This window comes from Streptomyces sp. NPDC051105 (assembly GCF_040682795.1).
Lineage (GTDB): Bacteria > Actinomycetota > Actinomycetes > Streptomycetales > Streptomycetaceae > Streptomyces.
Map to the genome: position 1 here is coordinate 124,590 of NZ_JBFBBR010000016.1, position 22,752 is coordinate 147,341.

21 protein-coding genes are annotated in these 22,752 nt (G+C 68.9%); 5 read left to right on the top strand and 16 right to left on the bottom strand.

The annotated features are described in order from the left end of the window. Positions 1-21: 21 nt before the first annotated feature. The 3 genes from AB0N16_RS32815 to AB0N16_RS32825 all read right to left on the bottom strand — a co-directional run bounded on the left by AB0N16_RS32815 (position 22) and on the right by AB0N16_RS32825 (position 2,702). The gene (locus AB0N16_RS32815) at positions 22-849 is read right to left on the bottom strand and encodes a zf-HC2 domain-containing protein (protein WP_365803065.1); all 828 of its coding nucleotides are present in this window, start codon (positions 847-849) and stop codon (positions 22-24) included. Next, entirely contained in the window at positions 849-1,370 is a 522-nt protein-coding gene (locus AB0N16_RS32820) for a sigma-70 family RNA polymerase sigma factor (protein WP_010039908.1), read from the bottom strand. Before AB0N16_RS32820 ends, AB0N16_RS32815 begins: the two co-directional genes overlap by 1 nt. Positions 1,371-2,057: 687 nt before the next feature. Beyond that, a complete protein-coding gene (locus AB0N16_RS32825) occupies positions 2,058-2,702 on the bottom strand; it encodes a CGNR zinc finger domain-containing protein (protein ID WP_365803067.1) in 645 nt (214 codons plus the stop codon). Between the two features lie 278 nt (positions 2,703-2,980). Between AB0N16_RS32825 and AB0N16_RS32830 the strand changes: the two genes are divergently transcribed. Then, positions 2,981-3,517 (top strand): peptidoglycan-binding domain-containing protein, encoded by a 537-nt coding sequence (locus tag AB0N16_RS32830; RefSeq protein ID WP_365803069.1) that lies wholly within the window; start codon positions 2,981-2,983, stop codon positions 3,515-3,517. Here AB0N16_RS32830 and AB0N16_RS32835 read toward each other — a convergent pair. The 6 genes from AB0N16_RS32835 to AB0N16_RS32860 all read right to left on the bottom strand — a co-directional run bounded on the left by AB0N16_RS32835 (position 3,468) and on the right by AB0N16_RS32860 (position 8,786). Next, positions 3,468-3,953, bottom strand: coding sequence for a helix-turn-helix transcriptional regulator (locus AB0N16_RS32835; RefSeq protein ID WP_365803071.1), 486 nt, complete (start codon positions 3,951-3,953; stop codon positions 3,468-3,470). The genes AB0N16_RS32830 and AB0N16_RS32835 overlap by 50 nt on opposite strands. Positions 3,954-4,174: 221 nt before the next feature. Further along, on the bottom strand, positions 4,175-4,453 hold the full coding sequence (locus AB0N16_RS32840; RefSeq protein WP_365803073.1) for a hypothetical protein: 279 nt from the start codon (positions 4,451-4,453) through the stop codon (positions 4,175-4,177). Positions 4,454-4,501: 48 nt separating this feature from the next. Then, positions 4,502-5,662: a uroporphyrinogen-III synthase gene (locus AB0N16_RS32845; protein ID WP_365803075.1), complete on the bottom strand. Its 1,161-nt coding sequence runs from the start codon at positions 5,660-5,662 to the stop codon at positions 4,502-4,504. A gap of 88 nt (positions 5,663-5,750) precedes the next feature. Further along, on the bottom strand, positions 5,751-7,118 hold the full coding sequence (locus AB0N16_RS32850) for a nitrate/nitrite transporter (RefSeq protein ID WP_365803077.1): 1,368 nt from the start codon (positions 7,116-7,118) through the stop codon (positions 5,751-5,753). A gap of 120 nt (positions 7,119-7,238) precedes the next feature. Next, complete coding sequence (locus tag AB0N16_RS32855) at positions 7,239-8,231, bottom strand: hypothetical protein (RefSeq protein WP_365803079.1); 993 nt, start codon at positions 8,229-8,231, stop codon at positions 7,239-7,241. 84 nt (positions 8,232-8,315) lie between these two features. Then, positions 8,316-8,786 carry an ATP-binding protein gene (locus AB0N16_RS32860; RefSeq protein WP_365803081.1) on the bottom strand — a complete coding sequence of 157 codons (471 nt, stop codon included), beginning with the start codon at positions 8,784-8,786 and terminating at the stop codon, positions 8,316-8,318. Positions 8,787-9,011: 225 nt separating this feature from the next. Here AB0N16_RS32860 and AB0N16_RS32865 point away from each other — a divergent pair, with 225 nt between their 5' ends. Together AB0N16_RS32865 and AB0N16_RS32870 are read left to right on the top strand one after the other, a co-directional pair. Beyond that, a complete protein-coding gene (locus AB0N16_RS32865; RefSeq protein ID WP_365803084.1) occupies positions 9,012-9,866 on the top strand; it encodes a helix-turn-helix transcriptional regulator in 855 nt (284 codons plus the stop codon). 10 nt (positions 9,867-9,876) lie between these two features. Next, positions 9,877-10,062, top strand: a complete 186-nt coding sequence (locus AB0N16_RS32870) for a DUF397 domain-containing protein (RefSeq protein WP_365803086.1) — start codon at positions 9,877-9,879, stop codon at positions 10,060-10,062. A 109-nt stretch (positions 10,063-10,171) separates the two neighbouring features. On the opposite strand, the gene AB0N16_RS32875 is transcribed toward AB0N16_RS32870, so the two are convergent. The 5 genes from AB0N16_RS32875 to AB0N16_RS32895 form a co-directional block, all read right to left on the bottom strand. Then, entirely contained in the window at positions 10,172-10,534 is a 363-nt protein-coding gene (locus AB0N16_RS32875; protein ID WP_365803088.1) for a hypothetical protein, read from the bottom strand. A 263-nt stretch (positions 10,535-10,797) separates the two neighbouring features. Continuing rightward, positions 10,798-11,250, bottom strand: coding sequence for a hypothetical protein (locus AB0N16_RS32880; protein WP_365803090.1), 453 nt, complete (start codon positions 11,248-11,250; stop codon positions 10,798-10,800). A gap of 277 nt (positions 11,251-11,527) precedes the next feature. Continuing rightward, the gene (locus AB0N16_RS32885; protein ID WP_365803092.1) at positions 11,528-12,178 is read right to left on the bottom strand and encodes a hypothetical protein; all 651 of its coding nucleotides are present in this window, start codon (positions 12,176-12,178) and stop codon (positions 11,528-11,530) included. A gap of 41 nt (positions 12,179-12,219) precedes the next feature. Further along, on the bottom strand, positions 12,220-13,131 hold the full coding sequence (locus AB0N16_RS32890; protein ID WP_365803095.1) for a hypothetical protein: 912 nt from the start codon (positions 13,129-13,131) through the stop codon (positions 12,220-12,222). Positions 13,132-13,241: 110 nt separating this feature from the next. Further along, entirely contained in the window at positions 13,242-13,907 is a 666-nt protein-coding gene (locus tag AB0N16_RS32895) for a hypothetical protein (protein WP_365803097.1), read from the bottom strand. A gap of 370 nt (positions 13,908-14,277) precedes the next feature. Here AB0N16_RS32895 and AB0N16_RS32900 point away from each other — a divergent pair, with 370 nt between their 5' ends. Continuing rightward, complete coding sequence (locus tag AB0N16_RS32900; protein ID WP_365803099.1) at positions 14,278-18,837, top strand: RHS repeat-associated core domain-containing protein; 4,560 nt, start codon at positions 14,278-14,280, stop codon at positions 18,835-18,837. 7 nt (positions 18,838-18,844) lie between these two features. Beyond that, the gene (locus AB0N16_RS32905) at positions 18,845-19,390 is read left to right on the top strand and encodes a barstar family protein (protein WP_365803102.1); all 546 of its coding nucleotides are present in this window, start codon (positions 18,845-18,847) and stop codon (positions 19,388-19,390) included. A 12-nt stretch (positions 19,391-19,402) separates the two neighbouring features. Here the strand turns inward: AB0N16_RS32905 and AB0N16_RS32910 are convergent, their stop codons facing one another. Both AB0N16_RS32910 and AB0N16_RS32915 read right to left on the bottom strand, forming a co-directional pair. Then, the gene (locus AB0N16_RS32910) at positions 19,403-20,596 is read right to left on the bottom strand and encodes an acyltransferase (protein WP_365803104.1); all 1,194 of its coding nucleotides are present in this window, start codon (positions 20,594-20,596) and stop codon (positions 19,403-19,405) included. Beyond that, positions 20,593-22,692 carry a glycosyltransferase gene (locus tag AB0N16_RS32915; protein WP_365803106.1) on the bottom strand — a complete coding sequence of 700 codons (2,100 nt, stop codon included), beginning with the start codon at positions 22,690-22,692 and terminating at the stop codon, positions 20,593-20,595. Before AB0N16_RS32915 ends, AB0N16_RS32910 begins: the two co-directional genes overlap by 4 nt. Between the last annotated feature and the right edge of the window lie 60 nt (positions 22,693-22,752).

The following is a 22,752-nucleotide window of genomic DNA, read 5'->3' on the forward strand; positions in this document are numbered from 1 at the left end:
CGCGAAGGGGGCCCGCTGAAGCTACGCGCTGACCGAGACCAGCTTCTTGCCGTCGAACGTCATGACTTCGAAGTGGTCGATCTCGTTGGGGGTGAAGGCCGCGCCGCCGTGCACGTAGAGGGGCGTCTTGGCCTTCTCCGACTTGGCGTCCGTGATGCCGTATCCCCAGGTCGGGACGGACCAGGAGGTCACCGTCTCGCGCTCGCCGTTCTTGCCGACGGCGATCAGCGAGCACTTCTTCGGCCCGGTGACGTTCTTGAGCTGGAGGACCGCGTGGGTGCCCCAGTCCTTCTTCTCGACGGCGACGGTCGCGGTGACGTGGGTCGTCGGGTCCGTGGCCGACTTCTTGTCGGACATCGTCTGGAAGGCCGTCTGGGCGGGCCCCATGGCCATGTCCGTGCCGTTGCCGCCGCCGCTGTCCGAGCCGCTCAGCGCCACGCCGGCCGCGGTGCCGCCGGCGATCAGCACGACCGAGGCCGCCAGGCCGAAGAGGCTGCGCCGGGTGCGGACCTTCCGCTTGTCGGCGACCTCCACGACCAGCTTCTCGACCATCCGCGGGCTGGGTTTGGCGGACAGCGACTCGCCGATGGACGGCGTGCTTCCGGAACCCGGCAGATCGGCCAGGGCCGCTAGCATGGGCTCCATTCCGGCCAGCTCGTCGAGCTGCTGGGCGCACCATTCGCACCCGGCCAGATGGGCCTCGAAAGCGGTTGCCTCGGCGTCGTCGAGAATCCCGAGCGCATACGCGCCCACTGTCTCGTGCTCATTGGGAACCGGAGATTCCTGCATAGCACCAGACATACCCGAACCACCTGTGCCGAATCCGCCGTGTCCCCCGTACACACTCATCACGCCGTCACCCCCCGCTCCTCCAGTGCCAGCTTCATCGACCGCAGGGCGTAGAACACTCGTGAGCGCACGGTGCCGCTGGGTATACCGAGCGTTTCGGCCGCCTCGTTGACGGTACGCCCCTTGAAGTACGTCTCGACGAGCACCTCCCGGTGGGCCGGGGTCAGGTCGTCGAGCGCGTCAGACAGCGTCATCAGCCACAGCGCCTTGTCGATCTCGTCCTCCGCGGGGATGACCTCCAGCGGCGACGGATCGACCTCCTGCGGCCGGGCCTGCCGGCTGCGGTGACCGTCGATGACGATGCGGCGAGCGACCGTCACCAGCCAGGGGCGTACCGATCCGGTCGCTCGATTGAGCTGGCCGGCGTTCTTCCAGGCACGGATGAGTGTCTCTTGCACGACGTCCTCGGCGCGTTGCCGATCACCGGCGACCAGCCGAAGGACATACGCAAGGAGAGGTCCGGCGTGCTCTCGATACAGAGCACGCATCAGCTCCTCATCGGGCTCCGAGGGCTGGGACATGCGATGTCGGGCCCTCGATCCACGTTCATTGGCCACGGCCGCATCCTTGCGCACGCCCACCTCCGGTGTCCGGGGGTTCCCCCAGTCGGTCGCTCCCCCACCGGTACGGAAGTGACTCGCGGTGTGTTCAACAAGACCTCACATTTTTCTGCGAGGTGCCATGACGAGCGGGACATGACCGCACATTCCCACCGCGTGATCTTTACATTTCCGACACAACGCCGAACGCCCGTGCGCTGCCCGGCGGTTGCCGCCGACAAACTGAATGTTGTCGAAATCACTTCCGAGGAGCTTCGATGGAGATCCGACAGATGCCGTAAATGGGGCGGGGATTGAACGGCGTGGTTCGGGCGAGGGCACCTTTCCGGGTGGCACGGAGGGCCAGTTCGCTCGAGGGAGAACCTCCGCCAGGGGCGGCCGTCGCGGTCGGGGAGAGCCGCACCGCGGCGATGGCGGGCCACCCCGCTCGCGAACCCCCCACAGACCCGCCGGAACGAGCCGCTCGGCGCTCACGCTCGGGCGAGGGCCGCACCGCGGCGATGGCGGGCCACCCTGCTCGCGAACCCCCCACAAACCCGCCGGAACGAGCCGCTCGGCGCTCACGCTCAGGCGAGGGCGGCGCGGCGGCGATGGCGGGCCACCCGGCTCACGAAACCCTCGGACCGCCGGAACGAGCCGCTCGGCGCCTCACGCTCGGGCGAGGGCCGCGCGGCGGCGATGGCGGGCCACTCGCTCGCGGTTGCCGCAGATCTCGCTGGAGCACCAGCGGCGTCTGCGTCCGCGGGAGGTGTCCAGGTAGACGATGGGACAGTTGTCGCCCTCGCACTCCCGGACGGCCGCCCACGCGACGGGGTCGGTGAGCAGCTCCACGGTGTCCCGGGCGACGGCCGCGAGCAGGGCCGCGCACTCCGGCGGGTCGGCCAGCTCCCGGACCAGGAGCCCGTCCGCGCCGGGTACGGCACGCGGTGCCGGGGGTGCGGCGGCGCGCGCCAGGTCGTTGACGCCGGCGAGCGCGAGGTCGTACGACCGGGGGCGAGGGGCGTTCCGGAGGCCGTTCCGGACGCCGCTCTGGCCGCTTTTTCGGCTACTGCCACATTCGCTTACCAATTGACCTATATACGCCCTTAGTTCACGGAATGCGACCAGCCAGCCCGTGTCGGCGTGCGTCAGCGGCGTGCCCGGCGGGACGAGTCCGGAACCGGTGATCCACGCCCGCAACGGTTCGAGCGCGTCGAGCCGTTCGCCTGGATGCGTGGTCGCCAGCAGATCCAGACAGATCCGCCCCGCGTCGAAGCGCAGCTCGTACGGGGCCGTCGCCGTGCCCAGTGCCATGTGCCTGTCACCGCCTAGGACAGGGAACCGTGTCCTCTCACAGTGCCCGGCCCGGCGGGCGGCCGGAACCCCTCGCACCCGTGTTCCGCGAGGTTCCCGTCCGACCCGGACCCGGCGGGGACGCCGGTGCGTACGGCGCGGGCCGTCCCCGTTCGGTCCGGATACCCCGGCAGGCCTCGCCGCGGCGGCCCGCGACCACAACCCTTTGTCCTGCGAACGCACGGCGAGCCGCCCCAGGGGGGACCCACGGGGGACGGCGGTTCAGAGAGGACACGTTCATGAACATGCGGATCCGGGTCGTCGCGATGGCGACGACCGTACTGCTGGGCGCCGGCGGTCTGGCCCTGGCACCCGCGGCGAGTGCCGCCGCGCCGTACCACGGCATCGACGGCGGCGGCGCGGTCACCGACGACTGGCAGGACGAGGAGAACCTCGGCGTCGACGACTACGCCACGAGCAACGCCACCGCTCTGTGGGAGACCGTCCTGTGGGCGGACGGCGCCCAGTGGCAGGACGACGACGGCGACTGGCACCCCTTCACCAAGAGCCGGATCGACGGCTCGTTCGGCCCCGAGACCGAGTCGGCCACCCAGTGGTGGCAGGAGCACTTCGGCCTTTCGGACAACGACGGCGTCGTCACCGACCAGACGTGGACGTTCGCCCAGCAGCGGCTCACCGGCCCGACCTCCTTCCGGACGGTCACCTACCACGGCTCCGCACACGACGCCCCGCTCAAGCGGATCAGCGGCAAGTACCGGGTGCGGATCAAGGGCACCGGCTCCTACCTGATCGCGTACTACGACAAGCTCGGCTGAGCACCCCGCGGGGCAGCGCCCACAGCAGCCCCGCGGTCAGCAGCACGATGACACCGAACGCGGCGAGGGCGGCCGTCCGCCACCGCCGCGTTTCCGCTTCCGGGAGCGGGAGCGGTTCCGGTATCGGCGGCGGTACCGCCGGCGCTTTTTCCGGTGGCTCCGACACGCCCTGCGGCCACGCCTGTTCGGCCAGCTCCCACAGTGCCAGCAGCCGCGTCTGGTCCCCGCCGCCCAGCCGGCACAGCACCTGGGCCGCACTCCTCGGCGGCAGTCTGTCCCCGCTCAGATAGCGCTGCCACGACGACTTGCTGTACGCGGTACGCCGCGCCAGATCGGCCAGGCTGAGCCCGGTACGGCCCTTCAGGACGCGCAGCTGCTCGACCAGGTGCCGGGCCTCTCCCGGCAGTGTGGCCGGCAACGGCTGCCAGCGTGTCATGTCCCGTTCCCCCCGTATGCCTCGGTCCGGCGTCAGCGTGCCGTCCGCCCGGCGGGATCCGGCAGAGCGCACGCCCGCGGACCGGGGCACACCCGGTCCGGCGTGCGCGTCCGCGCGGGACGACCCGGCGCGGGCGGGGAGGAACGGACCCGAGTGGCGGCCCGGGAGCCGCCGGTTACGGCCGGTTGCCGGGAGACGGTCCCCAGAACGTCGTACGACGGTCAGCCGGACCGCTCATCCCCCGTGGCGAAGAACCGCCGTACATACTCCCCCGAAGGCAGCGTGCTCTCCCGCATGAGAGAGAAGACCTCGACCCCCTCGCCCGGCACGTCGTCCATCCGGAACGCCTCGGCGAAATCGACGTAGCCGACGTCGTCCAGCACGTCGCAGTACGCACGCGCCTCGGTCTCCGCACGGTCGATCGCCTCGCCCGGCGACCGGGCGGTCCACAGCGTGACCCGCTTTCGTACACCCCGAGCAAGCGATGCCGGAAGACGCACCGAACGCCGTACCACTCCATGGCCGCCATGACCGCCATGACCGGAGTCTCACACGTCGGCGTACTTGGCGTCCGCGGCCGGGTCCAGGGCCAGCCGGTAGCCCCGCTTGACCACCGTCTGGATCAGCTTCGGCGCGCCCAGGGCCGTACGCAGGCGGGCCATCGCCGTCTCCACGGCGTGTTCGTCGCGGCCCGCGCCCGGCAGGGCCCGCAGCAGCTCGGCGCGGGCCACCACCCACCCCGGCCGCCGCGACAGCGCCCGCAGCAGGGACATCCCGGCCGGCGGCACCGGCTTCAGCGCGCCGTCGACGAGCACGGCATGCCCCCGGATCTCCACCCGGTGGCCGGCGATCGGCAACGCCCGTGCGCGCGAGGGGAGTTCCTGGCAGAGCAGCTGTACGAGGGGCCCGAGCCGGAAGCGTTCGGGCTGGACGGTGTCGACGCCGAGGGCCTGCAGCGGGAGCGCGGTGACCGGGCCGACGCAGGCCGGGACGACGTCGTGGTGGAGGGCGGCCAGCAGGTCGGCCTGGAGCCCCCGTTTCTCGGCGCGGGAGAGCAGCGAGGCCGCGGCGGGCGCGCTGGTGAAGGTGACCGCGTCCACCGAGCGGGAGACGACGGCGTCCAGGAGCCGGTCCACCGGCCCGAGGTCCTCCGGCGGCATCCACCGGTACACCGGCACCGGCAGCACCTCCGCTCCCGCGGCCCGCAGCGACTCCACGAACCCCGGCAACGGCTCCCCGTGCAGCTGTACGGCGATCCGGCGGCCCTCCACGCCCTCCTCCAGGAGCCGGTCGAGCACCTCGGCCATGGACTCGGAGGACGGCGACCACTGCTCGGTGAGCCCGGCGGCCCGGACCGCCCCCTTGACCTTGGGACCGCGGGCCAGCAGCTCGACATGGCGCAGCCGGTCCAGCAGCTGCTCGCCGAAGCCCCAGCCGTCCGCGGCCTCGATCCACCCCCGGAACCCGATCGCGGTGGTCGCCACGGCCACGTCCGGCGCCTGGTCGATGATCTCCTTCGTGGCGGCGAGGAGTTCCCCGTCGTCGGCCAGCGGCACGATGCGCAGGGCGGGCGCGTGCAGCACGGCGGCGCCGCGCCGCTGGAGCAGCGCTCCGAGTTCGTCGGCCCGGCGCGCGGCCGTGACCCCCACGGTGAATCCCGCGAGAGGGCCTGGCCGGCCGGGATCCGGCCGCTGCTGTTCCTCGTCCATGGCTGCTCTCCTAGCTGACCCGCATGACGAACGAGCCTGTCAACGGCGCGTGACAGGCTCGGTTCGGGTTGATGTCACCAGTGTTACGTCACACCTCGGCGTAGCTGAACTGCGCCTTTGTCTCGGTGGCGGCTGTCGGATGCCCCTGCGCGGCGGGCCGCCGAAGGTATACGGCCCAGGTGACGGCGAAGCAGAGGCCGTAGAAGACCAGGAAGGCGACGAAGGCGCCGGTGCCGGAACCGTAGGAGAGGTAGGACTGCCGGAAAGCGAGGTTGATACCGACGCCACCGAGCGCGCCGACCGCCCCGATGAGTCCCATGGAGGCCCCGGACAGCCGCCGCCCGTAGGCCACGGCCTCCTCACCGGCGAGCCCCTTGGCGAGGGCCTTGGCCTGGAAGATGCCGGGGATCATCTTGTACGTCGACCCGTTGCCGAGGCCGCTGAGCGCGAACAGCACGACGAAGAACGTGACGAACAGCGGCAGTGACTTCTGCATGCTGGCGACGACGAGGAGGGCGGTGGCGGCGGCCATGCCGACGTAGTTCCAGAGCGTGATCCGCGCCCCGCCGTACTTGTCGGCGAGCCATCCGCCGACGGGCCGGATGAGGGAGCCGAGCAGCGGACCGATGAAGGTGAGGTACGCGGACTGGAGCGGCGTACGGCCGAACTGCACCTGGAGCACCTGCCCGAAGGCGAACGCGTACCCGATGAAGGACCCGAACGTCCCGACGTAGAGGAAGGACATGATCCAGGTGTGGGCGTCCTTCGCGGCGTCGATCGCGGCGCCGGTGTCGTTCTTCACGGTGGCGAGGTTGTCCATGAAGACCGCGGCGAGGACGGCGGCCAGGACGATCAGCGGGATGTAGATGCCGAGCAGCACGCGCGGCCCGCCGCTGGCCCCGATGATCGCGAGCGCCACCAACTGGATGACGGGCACACCGATGTTGCCGCCGCCCGCGTTGAGCCCGAGTGCCCACCCCTTCTTCCGCAACGGGAAGAAGGCGTTGATGTTGGTCATGGAGGAGGCGAAGTTCCCACCGCCGATGCCGGCCAGCAGGCCGACGAGGAGGAAGGTGTCGAAGGACGTCCCCGGCTTCATCACCGCGAAGGCGGCGACGGTCGGGATGAGCAGCAGCGCGGCGGAGATGATCGTCCAGTTACGGCCGCCGAAGAGCGCGACGGCGAAGGTGTACGGCACCCGGACGACGGCACCGACCAGGGTGACCATGGAGGTCAGCAGGAACTTGTCGGCCGGGGTCAGGCCGTACTCGGGGCCCATGAACAGCACCAGCACGGACCACATGGTCCAGATCGAGAACCCGATGTGCTCGGACAGGACCGAGAAGATCAGGTTCCGCCGTGCGACCTTCTCGCCGGTCGCGTTCCAGAACGCCTCGTCCTCCGGATCCCACTCCTGGATCCAGCGACTGCGTGGGGTAGGGGCTGGGGCTGTCATGACGCCTCCACGGTGCTCCGCGTGCTCGGTCTTCCGATTCCGGATGAGTGACTGAGCCCGAAGGTAGGGAGACGGAGTTTCCGCACTGTGGCTGTGGGTGACCGGAAGGGAACGTTGCTCTCACCCTGGTGGGAGGGCGGGTGAGAGGTCGGGGCGAAGGCGGCTGGGAGAGGCCTCAGCGGGAGGAGGGGTAGGGAGGCTGCGGGGGCGGGGGCGGGGGCGGGGTGTAGGGCCCGTAGGGGCCGGGGGCTGCTGCGGGGGCGGGGCGTAGGGGCCGGGGGCGGGTGGGGCGGGGGGCTGCTGGCCGTAGCCGGTGGGGGCGGGCGGCTGCTGGCCGTAACCGGTGGGGGCGGGCTGGGCGCCGTAGGGGCCGTAGGGACCGGGCTGCTGCGGCCATGGCTGTTGGTACTGGGATTGCTGGTACTGGGGTTGCTGGTACTGGGGTTGCTGGTAGGGGGCCTGCTGCCCGTGCTGCTGTACCGGGGTCGGCTGCATCGGCATCTGAACCGGCATCGGCATCGGCGTGCCCGGCGGCAGATACCGCACCCGGCCGTTCTCCCCCGTCACCGGTATGAATCCGGCGGCCTGGAGGCGCTGCGCGAACTTGGCGTTGCGCCCGCGCGTGACGAAGAACCCGAGCCCCATGACCGCCATGAGGATGACCCACACGACACCGGCGACCACGAAGGCTCCCGCACTTCCGCCGGCCCGCGCCGCGGCCAGCACCAGACCGAGGGTGATACCGCCGGCCGCGAACAGCATCCGCTTCTCGGCGTTCTTGCCCGTGAGGTCGAACTGGATGCGGGCCTTGAGGAGTTCGACGGCGTCGGGGACGAGGGGCGGCAGGGAGACCCCGTCGGCGGCGTTCGGATACTGCGCCCAGTTCTGCGCGGCGCGGGCCCGGCCCTGCGGACTGTGGTCGGGCACGATCAGCATCTTGAGGACGTTGTTGCGGGAGCCGGTGTGGCGGGCGTCGGCGTACTCGTACCCGAACTGCTGGGCGATGAAGGCCAGCCGGGCCAGCTTCTTCACGGAGGACCAGGCGTTGGTGAGCTCGACGGGCTCGCCGCCGGCCATCAACTGGAACATCTTCCGCACCTGCCGCGAGCTCATCGCATCCACTCCCCGTCGGCCAAGCAACTCGTTTGCCTTCCGCAACTTGGCGAGTTTTTCACGGGACATGCCACGAGCAGTCGGCTACCTGGCGGATTGACCGGACCTTGACCTGCCCACCTCGAACCACAACAGCTTCCCGGCGCCGCGATCCAGCGGACCTCCGTCGCCGATCGGCCAGCCGCCCCAGGTGTCGGCGTACTCCTGTACGAGATGCAGCCCGCGTCCCTCTTCGGCATCCGCCGGGGTGCGGCGGACCCGGTCCCAGGGTGGCGCGCCGAAGGGGGCCGGGATGCGCGGGTGGCTGTCCCAGACCCCGACCCGCAACCGTCCGCCGGGCAGGGCGGTCAGCCGGAGGGATGCGGGGCCGTTCGTGTGCCGAAAGGCGTTGGTGACCATCTCCGAAGTCAACAGTTCGACAATGTCGAGGACTTCTTGTCTGCCATGGCCACTGAGAGCCGCCCGTACGGTCATGCGTGCGACGCGTGCCGCGCGCGGGTCGTGCGGCAGACGGAGGGCGTACACCCAGGTGTCGGGCAGGGATACGGTGTCCACGAGGACCTCCGACGAGAGACGGGACTCGGTTTCGCTCAACGACCGCGCCGGGCGGTGGCTCTGCCATGGAGGTGCGCTTCCGGCTTATGGGCGAAGGCAGTTGAGCGGTACAGGCACTACAGTAGGCCGCAAGCGGGAGATACATCTCCACAATTAGGGAGATGTGCCCGCATTTACCTCCTGTGGGTTACAAGAGCGCCGCACATCGGCCGGGAAGGACATGCCGTGCCGCCCACCAGCAATCCCACTCTGCGTCAACGGCGTCTCGGTACTGAGCTGCGCAAACTCCGTGAGCGGTCCGGCCTCACCGTCACCCAGGCCGCCGCGCTTCTGGGCGTCAACCAGGGGCGTGTCAGCATGATCGAGACAGGCCGCAGCTCCCTCAGCGCCGACCGGGTCCGGTCACTGGCATCGGCGTACGACTGCTCGAACGGAGCTGTGGTCGACGCCTTGGCCGCGATGACCGGACGCCGGACGGGCGGCTGGTGGGAGGAGTACCGCGAGCACCTCCCGGCCGCATTGGTCGACCTCGCCGAACTGGAGCACCACGCGACCGGGTTGCGGGTGGCCCTCGCGATGCACATTCCCGCATTGCTGCAGACCGCCGACCATGCCCGTGCCCTCTTCAGGGCTGTGGTGCCGCCCATGCGGCAGTACGAGATCGAGCACCGCCTCACGCACCGCATGAAACGGCAGGGGATCCTCCACCGCGAGAAGCCGCTTCCCTATACGGCGATCATTCACGAGTCGGCTCTTCGCATCCGGTTCGGCGGCTCCGACGTCAGACGCGGCCAGCTCAAGCACCTCCTCGACATGGGCAAGCTGCCCAACGTGACCGTCCGGGTGATCCCGTTCGACGCGGAGTACTACCCGAGCACAGGTCAGTCCTTCGACTACGTCGAGGGCCCGGTCCCCCAGCTCGACACGGTGCAGCTCGACACCCACCACGGCGGGTGCGGGTTCCTCGACGGCGAGGCACAGTTGAGCAAGTACCGTGCCGTGCTGGATCACATGGAGTCCTGCGCGCTCGGCCCCGCCGAGTCACATGACTTCGTCCAGAGCCTCATCCAGGACATCTGAGAGAGCGATCGTGCACATACTCCACTGGCGGAAGTCGACGTACAGCGGCGACAGCTCGAACTGCGTCGAGGTGGCCACCACCCCCGCGGCCGTCCACATCCGCGACTCGAAGAACCCGGCAGGCCCCCGCCTCACGGTCGGGTCCTCCACCTGGGCCCACTTCGTATCCCGCGTGGCACAGCCCCGGCCACAGTGACCGCATGGGAACGGACATCCACGGCTGGATCGAGTGCCGTACCTGGCGGGAGAGCCTGAAGCAAGACGAGACGGCCTGGTCGCCTGCGAACGGGCGTGGGGCAGATGGCTCAGGGCCGGCACTCGGCGCTCCCCCTCTGGGACGTCAGCTTCTCAGTGATCCAGACACCTTGCTCGCCGGTCCGAAGCAGACTGCGATAGAGGACGTAGCTGTCGCTGGAAGGCGCGTCGACATCGACCTTCCCCGTCTTCAGGCTCTTGTTGTACGCCTTGGTCTGATCTTCGCAGTACACGAGACTGGCCGTACCGTCCGTGTTGATCTTCACCTTGGCGTCGAAGAAGCGCTTCGTACCGGTGATGCGATCCTTGTAGTCCACGAACTCCTGGATGAACTTCTGACTCCCGGCCGCCGCTGTGCCCTCGGAGTAGAAGCGGTATGCCTTGTCGACCGGGTCCTGGTGGGCGATCGCCATGTCCACCGCCTTGATGAACTGCTCGGTATCGCCAAGGACCTTCTTCGCCTCGCCCGTCTTCTACCACTCGAAGGCGTAGGAGAGATCGGACGGCAGCTTGATTTCCAGCCGTTGAGCCGCACTTGCCGCCGAAGCACTGGCCGAAGCCGAGGACTTCGGAGTGGCCTCCGTCGCTCTCACCGGCTTGTCGTCGGACTTCGGCTCTCCAGCCCCGCATCCGGCAAGAACCAACGCACCCACGACGCCGACACCGACTGCCCTCGCTACGGCTGACACTGAGCCGCCCCCCTGGTGGAAATGATCTGTGACGTCTGCCAGACGCCGTCGGAGTTCTTGTCGAGCCTGGTGTTATATGTGACGTAGCTGTCCTTGGTGACAGGCGTCCTGTTGACCTTGCCCGTCTTCTTCTCCTTACTGAAGCCCTTGCTCTCGTCGCCGCAGTACGTGAGGACGGCCGCCGTCTTGCTCTCGAGCGTCACCTTGCGGTCGTAATACCGGACGATGCCGGTGATCGTGACATCGGCCTTCTTGAACTGAGCGACCCAGGACAGCGATGCCTCAAGGGCCTTGCCCGTGGTGTAGTAACCCATTGCCTCGCCCTTGGGATCCGTCCCGGCGATGGCGGCGTCGACCGCCCGCGTCATCTCCGCGCTGTCCGCGAGCACCGCGTCCTTGACTGCATTTCCAGTCCGGCCGCCCTCGAAGGTCAACGTCACATCCGAAGGCAACGTGATCTTCGGGCGACCGTCGGACGATGTCGAGGCAGACGCACTCGGCGAGGCCGAAGCAGACGACCCGGTCGTTGTAGGCACGGACGAGGCCTTGCTCGCGACCTTCGCTCCGCCGTCGCCGTCACCGCATCCCGTGAGGAGGAGGGCAGCGGCCAGACCGGCTACGGCTGTCGAGGGCAGGCTGGAACGGGGGTTCACGAATGACTCCTGGTAGAGCGGCTGGGGTTGGTACACGAGGTACCGAGAACACGCGGCTCGTCGGCTAGCCGACACAGGCCGTGTCGCCGCGGTGCGAGGTCAGAGCGGTGGTCTGCCACACGCCTGAGTCGTTCTTCTCAACGCGCGTGTCGTACAACACGTACGGGTTCTGGTCCGAGGGCGTCCGGTCGACCTTGCCGGTCTTGCGGTTCTTGTTGAAGCCCTTGCTCTCGTCGGAGCAGTAGAGGACCGTCGCCGTGGTCTTTCCGGAGGCCAGGGTGACCTTCGGAGCGAAATAGCGGGTGGTGCCCGAGAAGGAGAGGTCGGCGTCCAGATACGCCTGGATCCAGGCGATGGCGCCGCTCAACGCCTTGTCCCGGTAGTAGAAGGACAGGCCGGGCGCGCTCGTGTCGCCGCGCAGGATGGCGTCGTTCGTCGAGTCGATGCGTGCGGCGACGTCTGCGAGTACTGCATCCTTTGCGGCATCGCCCGTCTTCCAACCCGCGTACTCGTCCGTCACGTCCGACGGCAACGTGACCTGGGGGCGGTCCGCGGCGGCCGACGCGCTCGGCGATGCGGATGCGCTGCTGCCCGCTCCCCCACCGGCCGCGTCGTCGTCAACCGTGGAGCCGCCGCTCCCGCCACAGCCACCGACCAGCAGCGTGATCGCGGCTCCCGTGAGTGCGCATGCGAACAGACGGGACCGGCGGCTCACTCTGAAACTCCTGCTGGGGTGGTGTGGTCGGGTTGTTTCTCTCACCTGTTGACGGACTGGATCTCCTGCACGATGACGTCCTGAGGCCTGCCGAAGGTGCCGTCGGGGAGGTCGTCGCCGTTGCCGTCGCTTCCGGTCCAGTGGATCTTCCAGGTCACCGTCGCCTTGAGCTGGTACGAGCCATTGCCTGACGAGCGGAGGTACTTCACCCCACAGGGTGGAGTCTTGTCGGCGTCGCCCGCGGTGTACTCCTCGCCGATACTGCCGTTGTGGAACTCGCAGACGCCGGAGGCAGGGTAGGTGACCGCGTCGGAGGTACCCGGGTCGATCCGGAGGGAGACGGGTTCGGCGGTGGTTGTCGCCGACAGGCCGAGCACCGGGACACTGGCGGTGACCGACACCGGCTTGAACGTCGCCTTGTCCAGCCAGGCCCAGGTAGCGAGGTTGACCTTGGTCGTACCCGCGGGCTTCAGACTCACCTCTGTGGTGGGAACCCGGATCTCGTTGTACGCGAGCTCACCGAGGATCTTCGTGGAGATGGTGTTCGGGATGTTGGCGGGAGGAGCGTCACCCGTGTCCACCCAGAAATAGGGTTTGTCGCACTTGTCCCAGCCAGGCGGGAAGGACTTGTTGACGTACGAGTCCCACCAGTAACCCTTCCCGGCCTTGTCCTTGTTGAAGTCCTTGTAGGGGTGACCGTTGACATAGCGGTCACGCTGCTGGGCGTCCCACTCGTACCCCGTCGAGTCCGCCGCCCAGATCGGTTCCACGTACGCCTGGAACGCCGCGGGGCTGTACTTGGGTGCGTACCAGCAGGCCGGCGGCGTCCAGGACGTGGTGGCGGTGACCGGTCCCACGGAGGGGCCGGAGCCGTTCTTGGAACGGTCGTACACAATCACGCCCGCGCTGAGCGAGTCTCCGTCGGAACCGCCCGAAGTCTTCTCACCCGGCAAGGGGGGAGTCTTCGCACCTCCGCCTACTCCGGTGTTAGCCATAGCAGGCTGAGCTCCTGCCAGGACCGAACCGACCAGAAACAAGGTGATCAGCGTTCTTGAACCCGGCCTCATGGCTGGCACTTGGAACTCCCCCTTACAGACATGAGCTTCTCGACAGCCCAGACACCCTTGTCGTTCTTGTGCAACTGAGTGCTGTAAAGCACGTAGCTGTCTTTAGTGACGGACGTCTTGTTGACTTTCTTCGTCTTCAGGTAGAGGTCATATGCCTTGCCTTGGTCCTCGCAGTACACGAGAGAGGCCTGATCCGAGCCGCTGACGTCCACCACCGGGTCGTAATAGCGGAAGTGGCCCGTCGTTCGTGCTTTAGCCTTGACATATGCCTGCACATACGTCTGGATCTGAGCGGCGGCCTCGCCTTCGAAGTAGTACCGGTAAGCCTTGTCCAACGGGTCCTGGTTCGCGATGGCAAGGTCAACGGACTTGATGTTCTGCTCACTGTCCGCCAATACGGCGTCCTTGACGTCGTTCCCAGTCTTGGGCCACTCGAAGGTGTAGGAGAGATCCGAAGGCAGTTCGATCTTCGGGCGCCCCGACTCGGTCGCCGAAGCCGAAGCACTCGGCGAAGGCGAAGCAGAACTCCCCGTGTCCGCCCCCGCGATCTTGCCGTTCGAGTCGGACTTGTCTCCGCCACCTCCGCCGCAACCGGCAAGCAGCAGTGCGGCCGTCACACCGGCGGGGACTGTCGTGAGCAGGCGGCGGGAACGGCGGGTCACGGTGGGCTCCTGGTGGGGCGGTTGGGGTCTGCGAAGCAGCGAATACGGTATCGGGGTGCATCCGGAACGCACCAGAGCGATTTGCTGCGACCCGGTCGAACGAAGCATGCATGCCGGATCATAGTCGGACAACTCGCCGCCGCAGCATCGGCTTTGGTGCCGTCCCGTGACATCGCCGCGACCCTCGGTTGGCCTCCGCAAAGGCTGTTGGCCGGGTCAGGCCGCCGGAAGGCGGGGCCCCACACGCTCAGAAGGGGCGCGTATCCGAACCCGGATCGCAGACCGGTCTTCACTCCAAACCAATCGGGCCTGTAACTTCACGCGTGCACAGGTTTGTTGATGAGGCGTACGCGACGGGGGTTGCGGGGTTATGGCGGGGTACCGACCGGCGGACTGGCATCCACTCGACCTGGACAGGGACCCCACCCCCGGTGACCCGCAGCGCGTCCGCACTCTCGCCGCGCAGCTGCACACCTTCGCCGACGACGTCTCCGACGCGCTCCGCCTGGTCAAGGGCATGGCCGGTGAGGACACCCTCCTGCAGTGGGCCGGCAAGTCTGCGGACGTCTTCAAGGAGCAGTTCAAGGACGTCCCGAAGAACCTGAAGAAGCTGAAGAAGTCGTACGAGATGTGCGGCGACGCACTCGCGGACTACTGGCCGAAGCTGGAGCGGGCCCAGGCCCTGGCCGACAAGGCCCTCGCCAAGGCGAAGGAAGCGCAGTCCGACCTCTCCTCCGCCAAGTCCCGGCTGTCTTCCGCCGATTCGTGGGTGACCCGGGCCGGCAAGGAGGCGGACAAGTACAAGGACGATCCCACCGGTAGCAAGTCCACCGCCGACAAGCCGGACGAGGCGAAGGTGCGGGCCGCCACCCGGGACGTGCAGAGCGCCAAGTCCGCCCACACCAAGGCCCAGTCGGACGTCACAACCGCGCAGAACGCCCTCGACGCCGCGAAGAAGATGGCCGAGGACGCCCGGAAGATGCGTGACGACGCGGCGGGTGAGGCGAAACGGAAGATCGACGAGGCCTCGGACGCCGGGATCCCGAACCGGCACTGGTGGCAGGACGTCGGTCACTGGTTCGAGGACAACTGGGACACCATCGTCACGGTCTGCAAGGTCGTCGTCGCGGTCGTCGGGATCATCGCGCTGATCATCGGCGGCCCCATCCTCGGCGCCATCGTCCTCGTCGCCGCACTCGTCGTGCTCGCGGACACGCTCTACAAATACTCCAAAGGCCAGGCGTCCTTGTGGGACGTGGCGTTCGCCGCGCTGGACTGCATACCCGGCGGCAAGGGCATCACCAGCCTCGGCAAGCTCGCCAAGGGGCTGAAGGAGATGAAGAACCTCCGCGGCGGCATGAAGGCCATGAGCCTCGCCGTCCGCGGGCTAGGCAAGAACGCCCGGGGGATGCTCGCCGACGGCGCCGAGGGAGCTTTCAACCGGCTCAAGAGCGTGGTGCGTTCCAAGGGCAGCGACCCGGTCGACATGGCCACCGGCGCGATGTACCTGCCGCAGAGCGACATCGAGCTGCCCGGCCTGCTCCCGCTGGCCTTCACCCGCCGCGTGGCCTCCGACTACCGCTGCGGCTGGTGGTTCGGCCCCACCTGGGCCTCCACCCTCGACCAGCGCCTGGAAATCGATGAACAGGGCATCGTCCACATCACCGAGGACGGCCTGCTGCTCGCCTACCCCCACCCCACCGCACCCCACACCCCGGTCCTGCCCGACGCCGGTCCCCACCAGCCCCTGGCCCGCCAGGACGACGGCGGCTACCGGATCGAGGACCCCCTCACCGGCCACACCCGCCATTTCGCCCGCCCCACCGCAGACGGCACCGCCCTGCTCACGCGCATCGTCGACCTCAACGACAACACCATCGACTTCGACTACGACGTCGATGGCACTCCCCGGGCCATCCGACACTCCGGCGGCTACCACCTCACGCTGACCGTGGACGAAGGCCGGGTCATCGGGCTCGCCCTGGCCGGTGCCGCCGACGACGGCATGGACCTCGTCGTCAAGCGGTACGGCTACACCGATGGCAACCTCACTTCGGTCACCAACTCGTCGGAGCTGCCCCTCACCTTCGCCTACGACGAGCGGCTGCGCGTCACCTCGTGGGTGGACACCAACCACCGCCACTACCACTACACCTACGACGACCAGGACCGCTGCCTCGGCGAGCGCGGCGAGGCCGGGCACATCTCGATCGCCCTCTCCTACGACGGCGTCGACCCCGCCTGGCCCGACTGCCGCGTCACCACCCTCACCACGGCCGCGGGCGCCGTCTCCCGCTTCGTCGTCGACGAGCGGTGCCTGGTCGTCGCCGAGATCGACCCGCTGGGTGGCACGGTCGCCACCGCCTACGACGCGCGTCAGCACGTCACCGCGACGACGGACGCGCTCGGGCACCGCACCGCCTTCGCGAACAACGAAGTGGGACAGCCCGTCGAGGTGACCCGGCCCGATGGGTCGGTCGTCCGGGTCGCCTACGACGAACGGCATCGGCCCGTGACCCTGACCCTGCCGGACGGCTCCACCTGGCTGTACACCAACGACGAGCGCGGGAACGTCATCGCCGTCACGGATCCCTCCCGTGCGACCACGTGCTTCCGTCGCACAGCTGACGGCGGTCTGATCGAGGCCCTGGACGCGTCCGGCCGCATCTCCGCCTATAGGAACAACGCGGCCGGCCTCCCCGTGACGGCGACCGACGGCCTCGGGAACACGACGCGCTACACGTACAACGCCTTCGGTCTGACCGTGGCGGTGACCGACGCGCTCGGCCACGAGAGCCGTTGGGAACGGAACGTCGAGGGCCTGCCCGTCCGCCGCACCGACCCGGACGGGTCGTACGAGAGCTGGGAGTACGACGGCGAGGGCAACTGTGTCCGTCACGTCGACGCCGTCGGCCAGGCGACCACCTTCGAGTACACCCACTTCGACCGGCTCAGCGTTCGTACCGGCCCTGGAGGAGAGCGTCACACCTTCACGCACGACGCCGACCTCCGCCTCACGCAGGTGACCAACCCGCAGGGACTGGTCTGGAACTACGCCTACGACGAAGCCGGGCGACTCCTCACCGAGACCGACTTCGACGGCCGCGCCACTCAGTACACCTATGACGCAGCCGGGCGTATGGCCACGCGGACCAACGCACTCGGCCAGCGCATCCGCTACCGGCGGGATGCGCTGGGACAGATCACGGCCAAGGACGTGGACGGCGCGATCACCCACTTCGCGTATGCGCCGAACGGTTCGCTGATCGAGGCCGTCGGCCCGGACAGCAGCCTGCGCGTGGAACTGGACGCGGTCGGCCGTCGTGTCGCGGAGACCGTCGACGGCAGGACCATGCGCTTCGGCTACGACGCCGCTGGCAACCGCACGGTGCGCACCACCCCCTCGGGCGCACACAGCGACTGGGCCTACGACACCGCGGGACGCGGCGTCCGGTTCGCCACCAGAGGGCACACCCTCGAGTTCGTACACGACGCGGCGGACCGTGAGATCACCCGGCAGGTCGACGGCGCGCTCATCCTCACCCGCGCCTACGACAGCCTCGACCGCATGGTCCGGCAGCAGAGCAGCGGTCCCGGAGACCGACGGATCACGGAGCGCTCCTACGTCTACCGGGCCGACGGCTACCTCACGGGTGTACAGGACGCACGCACCGGCGGCCAGCGCTTCGACCTCGACGCCCAGGGCCACGTCACAGCCGTGCACGCGGCGGGCTGGACCGAGCGCTACGCCTACGACTCCGCGGGCAACCAGACCGAGGCCGAGTGGCCCGCGAGCCACCCCGGCCATGAGGCCACCGGGTCGCGTGAGTACGCAGGAACCCGGCTGACCCGGGCCGGAGGCGTGCACTACGAGTACGACGCCCAGGGACGAGTGGTCGTACGCCGAAAGACCCGGCTCTCACGCAAGCCCGACATCTGGCGGTACGAGTGGAACGCCGACGATCTACTCACCGCGGTCACTACACCCGACGGCACCCGTTGGCGCTACACCTACGACCCCTTGGGCAGAAGGACCGCGAAACTGCGTCTCGGCGCCGACGGGGAGACCGTTCTGGAACGGACCGTCTTCACCTGGGACGGCAACACGCTCTGCGAACAGACCACCGAGCACGGCGACACGGGCGTGCGCACCACCCTGACCTGGGACCACGACGGCCTCTCCCCTCTGAGTCAGACCGAACGCGTCTGGGCCACCACGGCACCCCAGGACACCATTGACGAACGCTTCTTCGCCATCGTCACCGACCTCGTCGGCACCCCGACCGAATTGATCTCGCCGGACGGAGAGGTCCACTGGCACGCCCGGACCACGCTGTGGGGAACCACCACCTGGAGCCGTGACGCGAGCGCGTACACGCCGCTGCGTTTCCCCGGTCAGTACCACGACCCGGAGACCGGTCTCCACTACAACCATCACCGGCACTACGATCCCGAGACCGCCCGCTACACCAGTCCCGACCCCCTCGGTCTCCTCCCCGCGCCGAACCCCGTCGCCTACGTGCACAATCCGCATAGTTGGTCCGACCCCCTGGGTCTGGCGCCCCTGTGCCATCTGCACGGCGGCGACACCGGCAGTCCCGGTGGCCTCGGCATTCTTCCCGGTCCCGCGCCGCAAAAGGCCGCGGACATGTTGGACAAGGTCAATGCCCGGCCCGGAGGAATCGGGAAGGTCGACGGCTACCATGGCAATGCCAACTGGGGTAACAACCTGTCAGCCCTGCCGGGCGGCAAATACAAGGAGTGGGACGTCAACGCCAAGGTCGACCTCCCGCAGTGCAGCGCCCCGGGCTGCGGCAAGGAGATCAGAGGTCCCGAACGGCTCCTGACCCCGAAGGACGGTCCCGGTCCCGCGTATTACACGCCCGACCACTACGGTACTTTCTACTATGTCGGTGAATTCACAGGGTGATCCAGGAATGACCACTTTCGACCTCACGGGTACCTCCGAGCCCTGGGTCGTCTTCGTGCCGGAAGGTTCGGCCGAGGTCCGGCGGCAGTTGTCGGAGCTGACGGCGAACGGCGGCCTGGTCCACCACTTCGACGCCCGCGATCTGCTGACCGAGCAGGGCGTCTTCCGCTCCTTCGCGGAGGTCCTCCGCTTCCCCGGATACTTCGGCCGGAACTGGGATGCCGTGGTCGACTGCCTGGACGACCTGTGCGGCGAGGTCACGGGCGGAGGTATCGGGATCGCAGGCGTCGTCCACGGCTCGGACGTACTCCTGCAGACGGAGCACTTCCCCCTGTTCGTATCGGTTCTCTGCCAGGGAGCCGACCGCGCGAACTCGGCCGTGGACCTCGACGGCGACCCCCTGGACCGACCCGCCCTCGCCGAACATTTCGTCTTCGAATTCCGTGATTTCGAACCCGCGGAGATCGCGGCCCGCGTCGAGCAACCCGACCTGACCGTCATCACGGGGGACGGATTCGTGGGAGCCGCGCTCGATCCCGAGGAATGGCACTGAGGCGGCGCCTTCTCATCGCGCCCGTGGGCGAGCCCGCCCACGGCGCACCCCGTCCGGCCACATCCGCGCCCGCCTCCCCGCCGCCACGTCCTCCACCCACCCGAAGGCCAGCACCGCCGCCGCGAGCAGGGGCCAGACCACCACGAACATCCAGAAGCCGTAGGTGGAGTCCAGCAGCCCCGCCGCCCGGTCCGACTCCATGAACGGCAGGTTGTAGGCCTCGTCGATGATCGGGACCGTTGCCATGATCAGCATGTTGTGCCAGAGGTAGATGGTCACCGCGCGGTTGTTGGCGAGGGTGATCGGCCTGTCCCAGCGGCGCAGGCGGCCCGGCAGCTCCCGCCAGGACGGTGAGTACTGCAACAGCAGCACCACGGCCCCGAACGACCAGCAGGCCTGTGCCAGGGGAATGTCGTTCAGGTCCCAGCCGTCGGGGCCCTGGTGGCCCGACGCCCACCACAGGCCCACCGCCATCACCAGGCAGGACAGCGAGACCGCCGCATAGCGCGGGACCCGTGCCAGGGCGCCCTCGTGGTGGGCGAAGCCCAGGATCCAGCAACCGCCGTACACCGCGAAGTCGGTCACCGCGTTGCCCGTCTCGCCGGGGATCCGCACCCATCCCGTGCCCACCACCGCCGTCAGCGCCAGCGGCGCCAGCAGCGTCGGCAGCGGGGCCCTGCGGAACGCCCACAGGAGAAGCGGGGACAGGAGCACGAACCAGAGGTAGGCGCGCAGGTACCACAGCGGTCCCGCCGCCTGTTCCGCCCAGGTGTCGTCCAGCAAGCCCGAGGCCGAGCCGAGGTGTTCGGGGTAGGGCGGGGCGCCGATCGGGAGGAAATAGTCGATCAGCCGGCCCCAGCCGGCCCAACCGCTCCCCACGTCAGGGTCGTTCAGCGGATGCCAGCCGGCGATGAGCATCAGGGTCAGCAGGACCGCGCTGAACAGCCAGAGTGGGGGCAGGAGACGGCGCAGCCTGCCCCGGATCACGTGCGCCGCCGGGCGGTTCAGGCTGCGGGCCATCAGCGAGCCCGCCAGCGCGAACATCACGCCCATGGAGGGGAAGAGGACGGTCAGCCAGGGCCAGCCGAACAGGTGGTAGACCACCACGCGGAGCAGGGCCAGGGAGCGGAGCAGGTCCAGGTAGCGGTCCCGGCCGCCGGTACCGGGCTTGCCCGTCGCGACCGCGGCCGCCTCTGCCTGTGTCATGCCGCCTGCCTCTCCCCCGGGGTGCCCGGCGCCGCCCCCACCACCCCGGTCCGCCGCAGCTTCTGCCAGCGCAGCCGGCCGCCGGTGAGGGCCGTGATCCAGGACTGGAGGAGTACGACGTACATCAGCTGGCGGTAGAGGATCTGCTGCAGGGGGAGCGAGACGAGGTGGGTCATGCGTTCGCGGTCCAGATGGAAGGCGTAGGCCGCGCACAGCGCCTGCACGGCCAGCACGCCCAGCCAGGCGGCGATCGTCTTCTGCGTCGGGCCGAAGACGATGCCGTAGAGGAGGAACGCGTCGATCAGGGGGGCCAGGAGGGGGGCCACCACCATGAAGAGCGAGACCAGGGGGAGGCCCACTCTGCCGAAGCGGCCCGACGGCCCCCGGTCGAGGAGCGCCCCGCGGTGTTTCCAGATCGCCTGCATGGTGCCGTACGACCACCGGTAGCGCTGGGACCAGAGCTGGGAGACGGACTCCGGCGCCTCCGTCCAGGCCCGTGCCCGCTCCGCGTACACCACCCGCCAGCCGTCCCGGTGGATCGCCATGGTGATGTCCGTGTCCTCTGCCAGGGTGTCGTCGCTCATGCCGCCGACCCGTTCCAGGGCGGTACGGCGGAACGCGCCCACCGCGCCCGGGATCGTCGGCATGCAGCGCAGGACGTCGTACATCCGGCGGTCCAGGTTGAAGCCCATCACGTACTCGATGTGCTGCCAGGCGCCGATCAGTGAGTCCCGGTTGCCGACCTTCGCGTTGCCGGCGACGGCGCCGACCCGCGGATCGCCGAAGGGCTGGACCAGCTCCCGTACCGTGGCCGGTTCGAAGACCGTGTCGCCGTCCATCATCACGACGATGTCGTGACGGGCGTGGGCGAGGCCCCTGTTGAGGGCGGCGGGCTTGCCCGCGTTCACCTGGCGGACCACCCGGACGTCCGGCAGGTCCAGGTCCTCCACGATCCCGGCCGTGCCGTCCGTCGAACCGTCGTCGACGACGACGATCTCGACCGGATGCTCGCTCGCGGTCAGTGAACGGACCGTGTTCTCGATGCACTTGGCCTCGTTGTAGGCGGGGACCAGGACGGAGACCGGCTCCGTCACCGGCCGGCCCCAGCGAAAGCCCCTGCGGCGGACCCTGCGGGTGTGCACGAAGGAGAGCCAGAGCATCAGGGCGAACCGGGCCAGCACCGCCCCGCCGACCACCGCCAGCCCGGCCACCAGCACGTTCGTGACGCCGTCCGCCGCCTGGACCAGGGAGATCCACGCCCTGCCCTGCCAGAGGTCGGGGCCGGTGACCGGGGTGTGGGCGCTCGGCGCGTTCAGGGCCTCGGTGAGGTTGCCGAACGTGTAGCCGCGGTGCTGGAGTTGCGGAAGGAAGCGGTCCAGGGCCTGGACCGTCTGGTGGCGGTCGCCGCCCGAGTCGTGCATCAGGACGATCGCGCCCTTGCCGGCGCCCGGCGTCGCGTTGCGGACGATGGCGTCGACGCCCGGCTTGCGCCAGTCCTCGCTGTCCGTGTTGTTGACGACCGTGATGTAGCCGCGGCTGCCGATGTACCGCGTCACCGGCCAGGAGCTGTTGTCCATCGCGTCGGCGAAGGAGGAGTACGGCGGCCGGAACAGGGACGTCCGGATGCCGGCCGCGCCGGTGATCGCCAGCTGGGTCTGGGACAGCTCCCAGTCGATGCGCTTCTTCGACTGGTACGACAGGTCGGGGTGGCTGAAGGTGTGCACGCCGATCTCGTGGCCCTCGGCCACCATCCGCCGGACCAGTTGCGGATAGCGCGAGGTCATGGTGCCGGTGACGAAGAAGACGGCGTGCGCGTGGTGCTTCTTCAGGACGTCCAGCACCTTCGGGGTCCAGGTCGGGTCGGGGCCGTCGTCGAAGGTGAGGACCAGGTGGTGGTCGGGGATGCGCAGTGACGTCGTACGGCCGCCCCGGGTGTCGATGACCGGGCCGCCGTCCAGGATCTTCTGAGGCACCTTGTCGGAGGCGGCCTCGGGGCGGACGCGGTGGTCGGCGAGGATCTCGCTGTGGACGTAGCCACGCAGCATCAGCATCGCCATCACGGCGCCGAGGACCAGCACGGGCAGCGTCAGGCGCATGGACAGGCGACGGCGCCGGGAGCCGTCGGCGGACGGTGCGCCGGCGGTCCCATGACGACG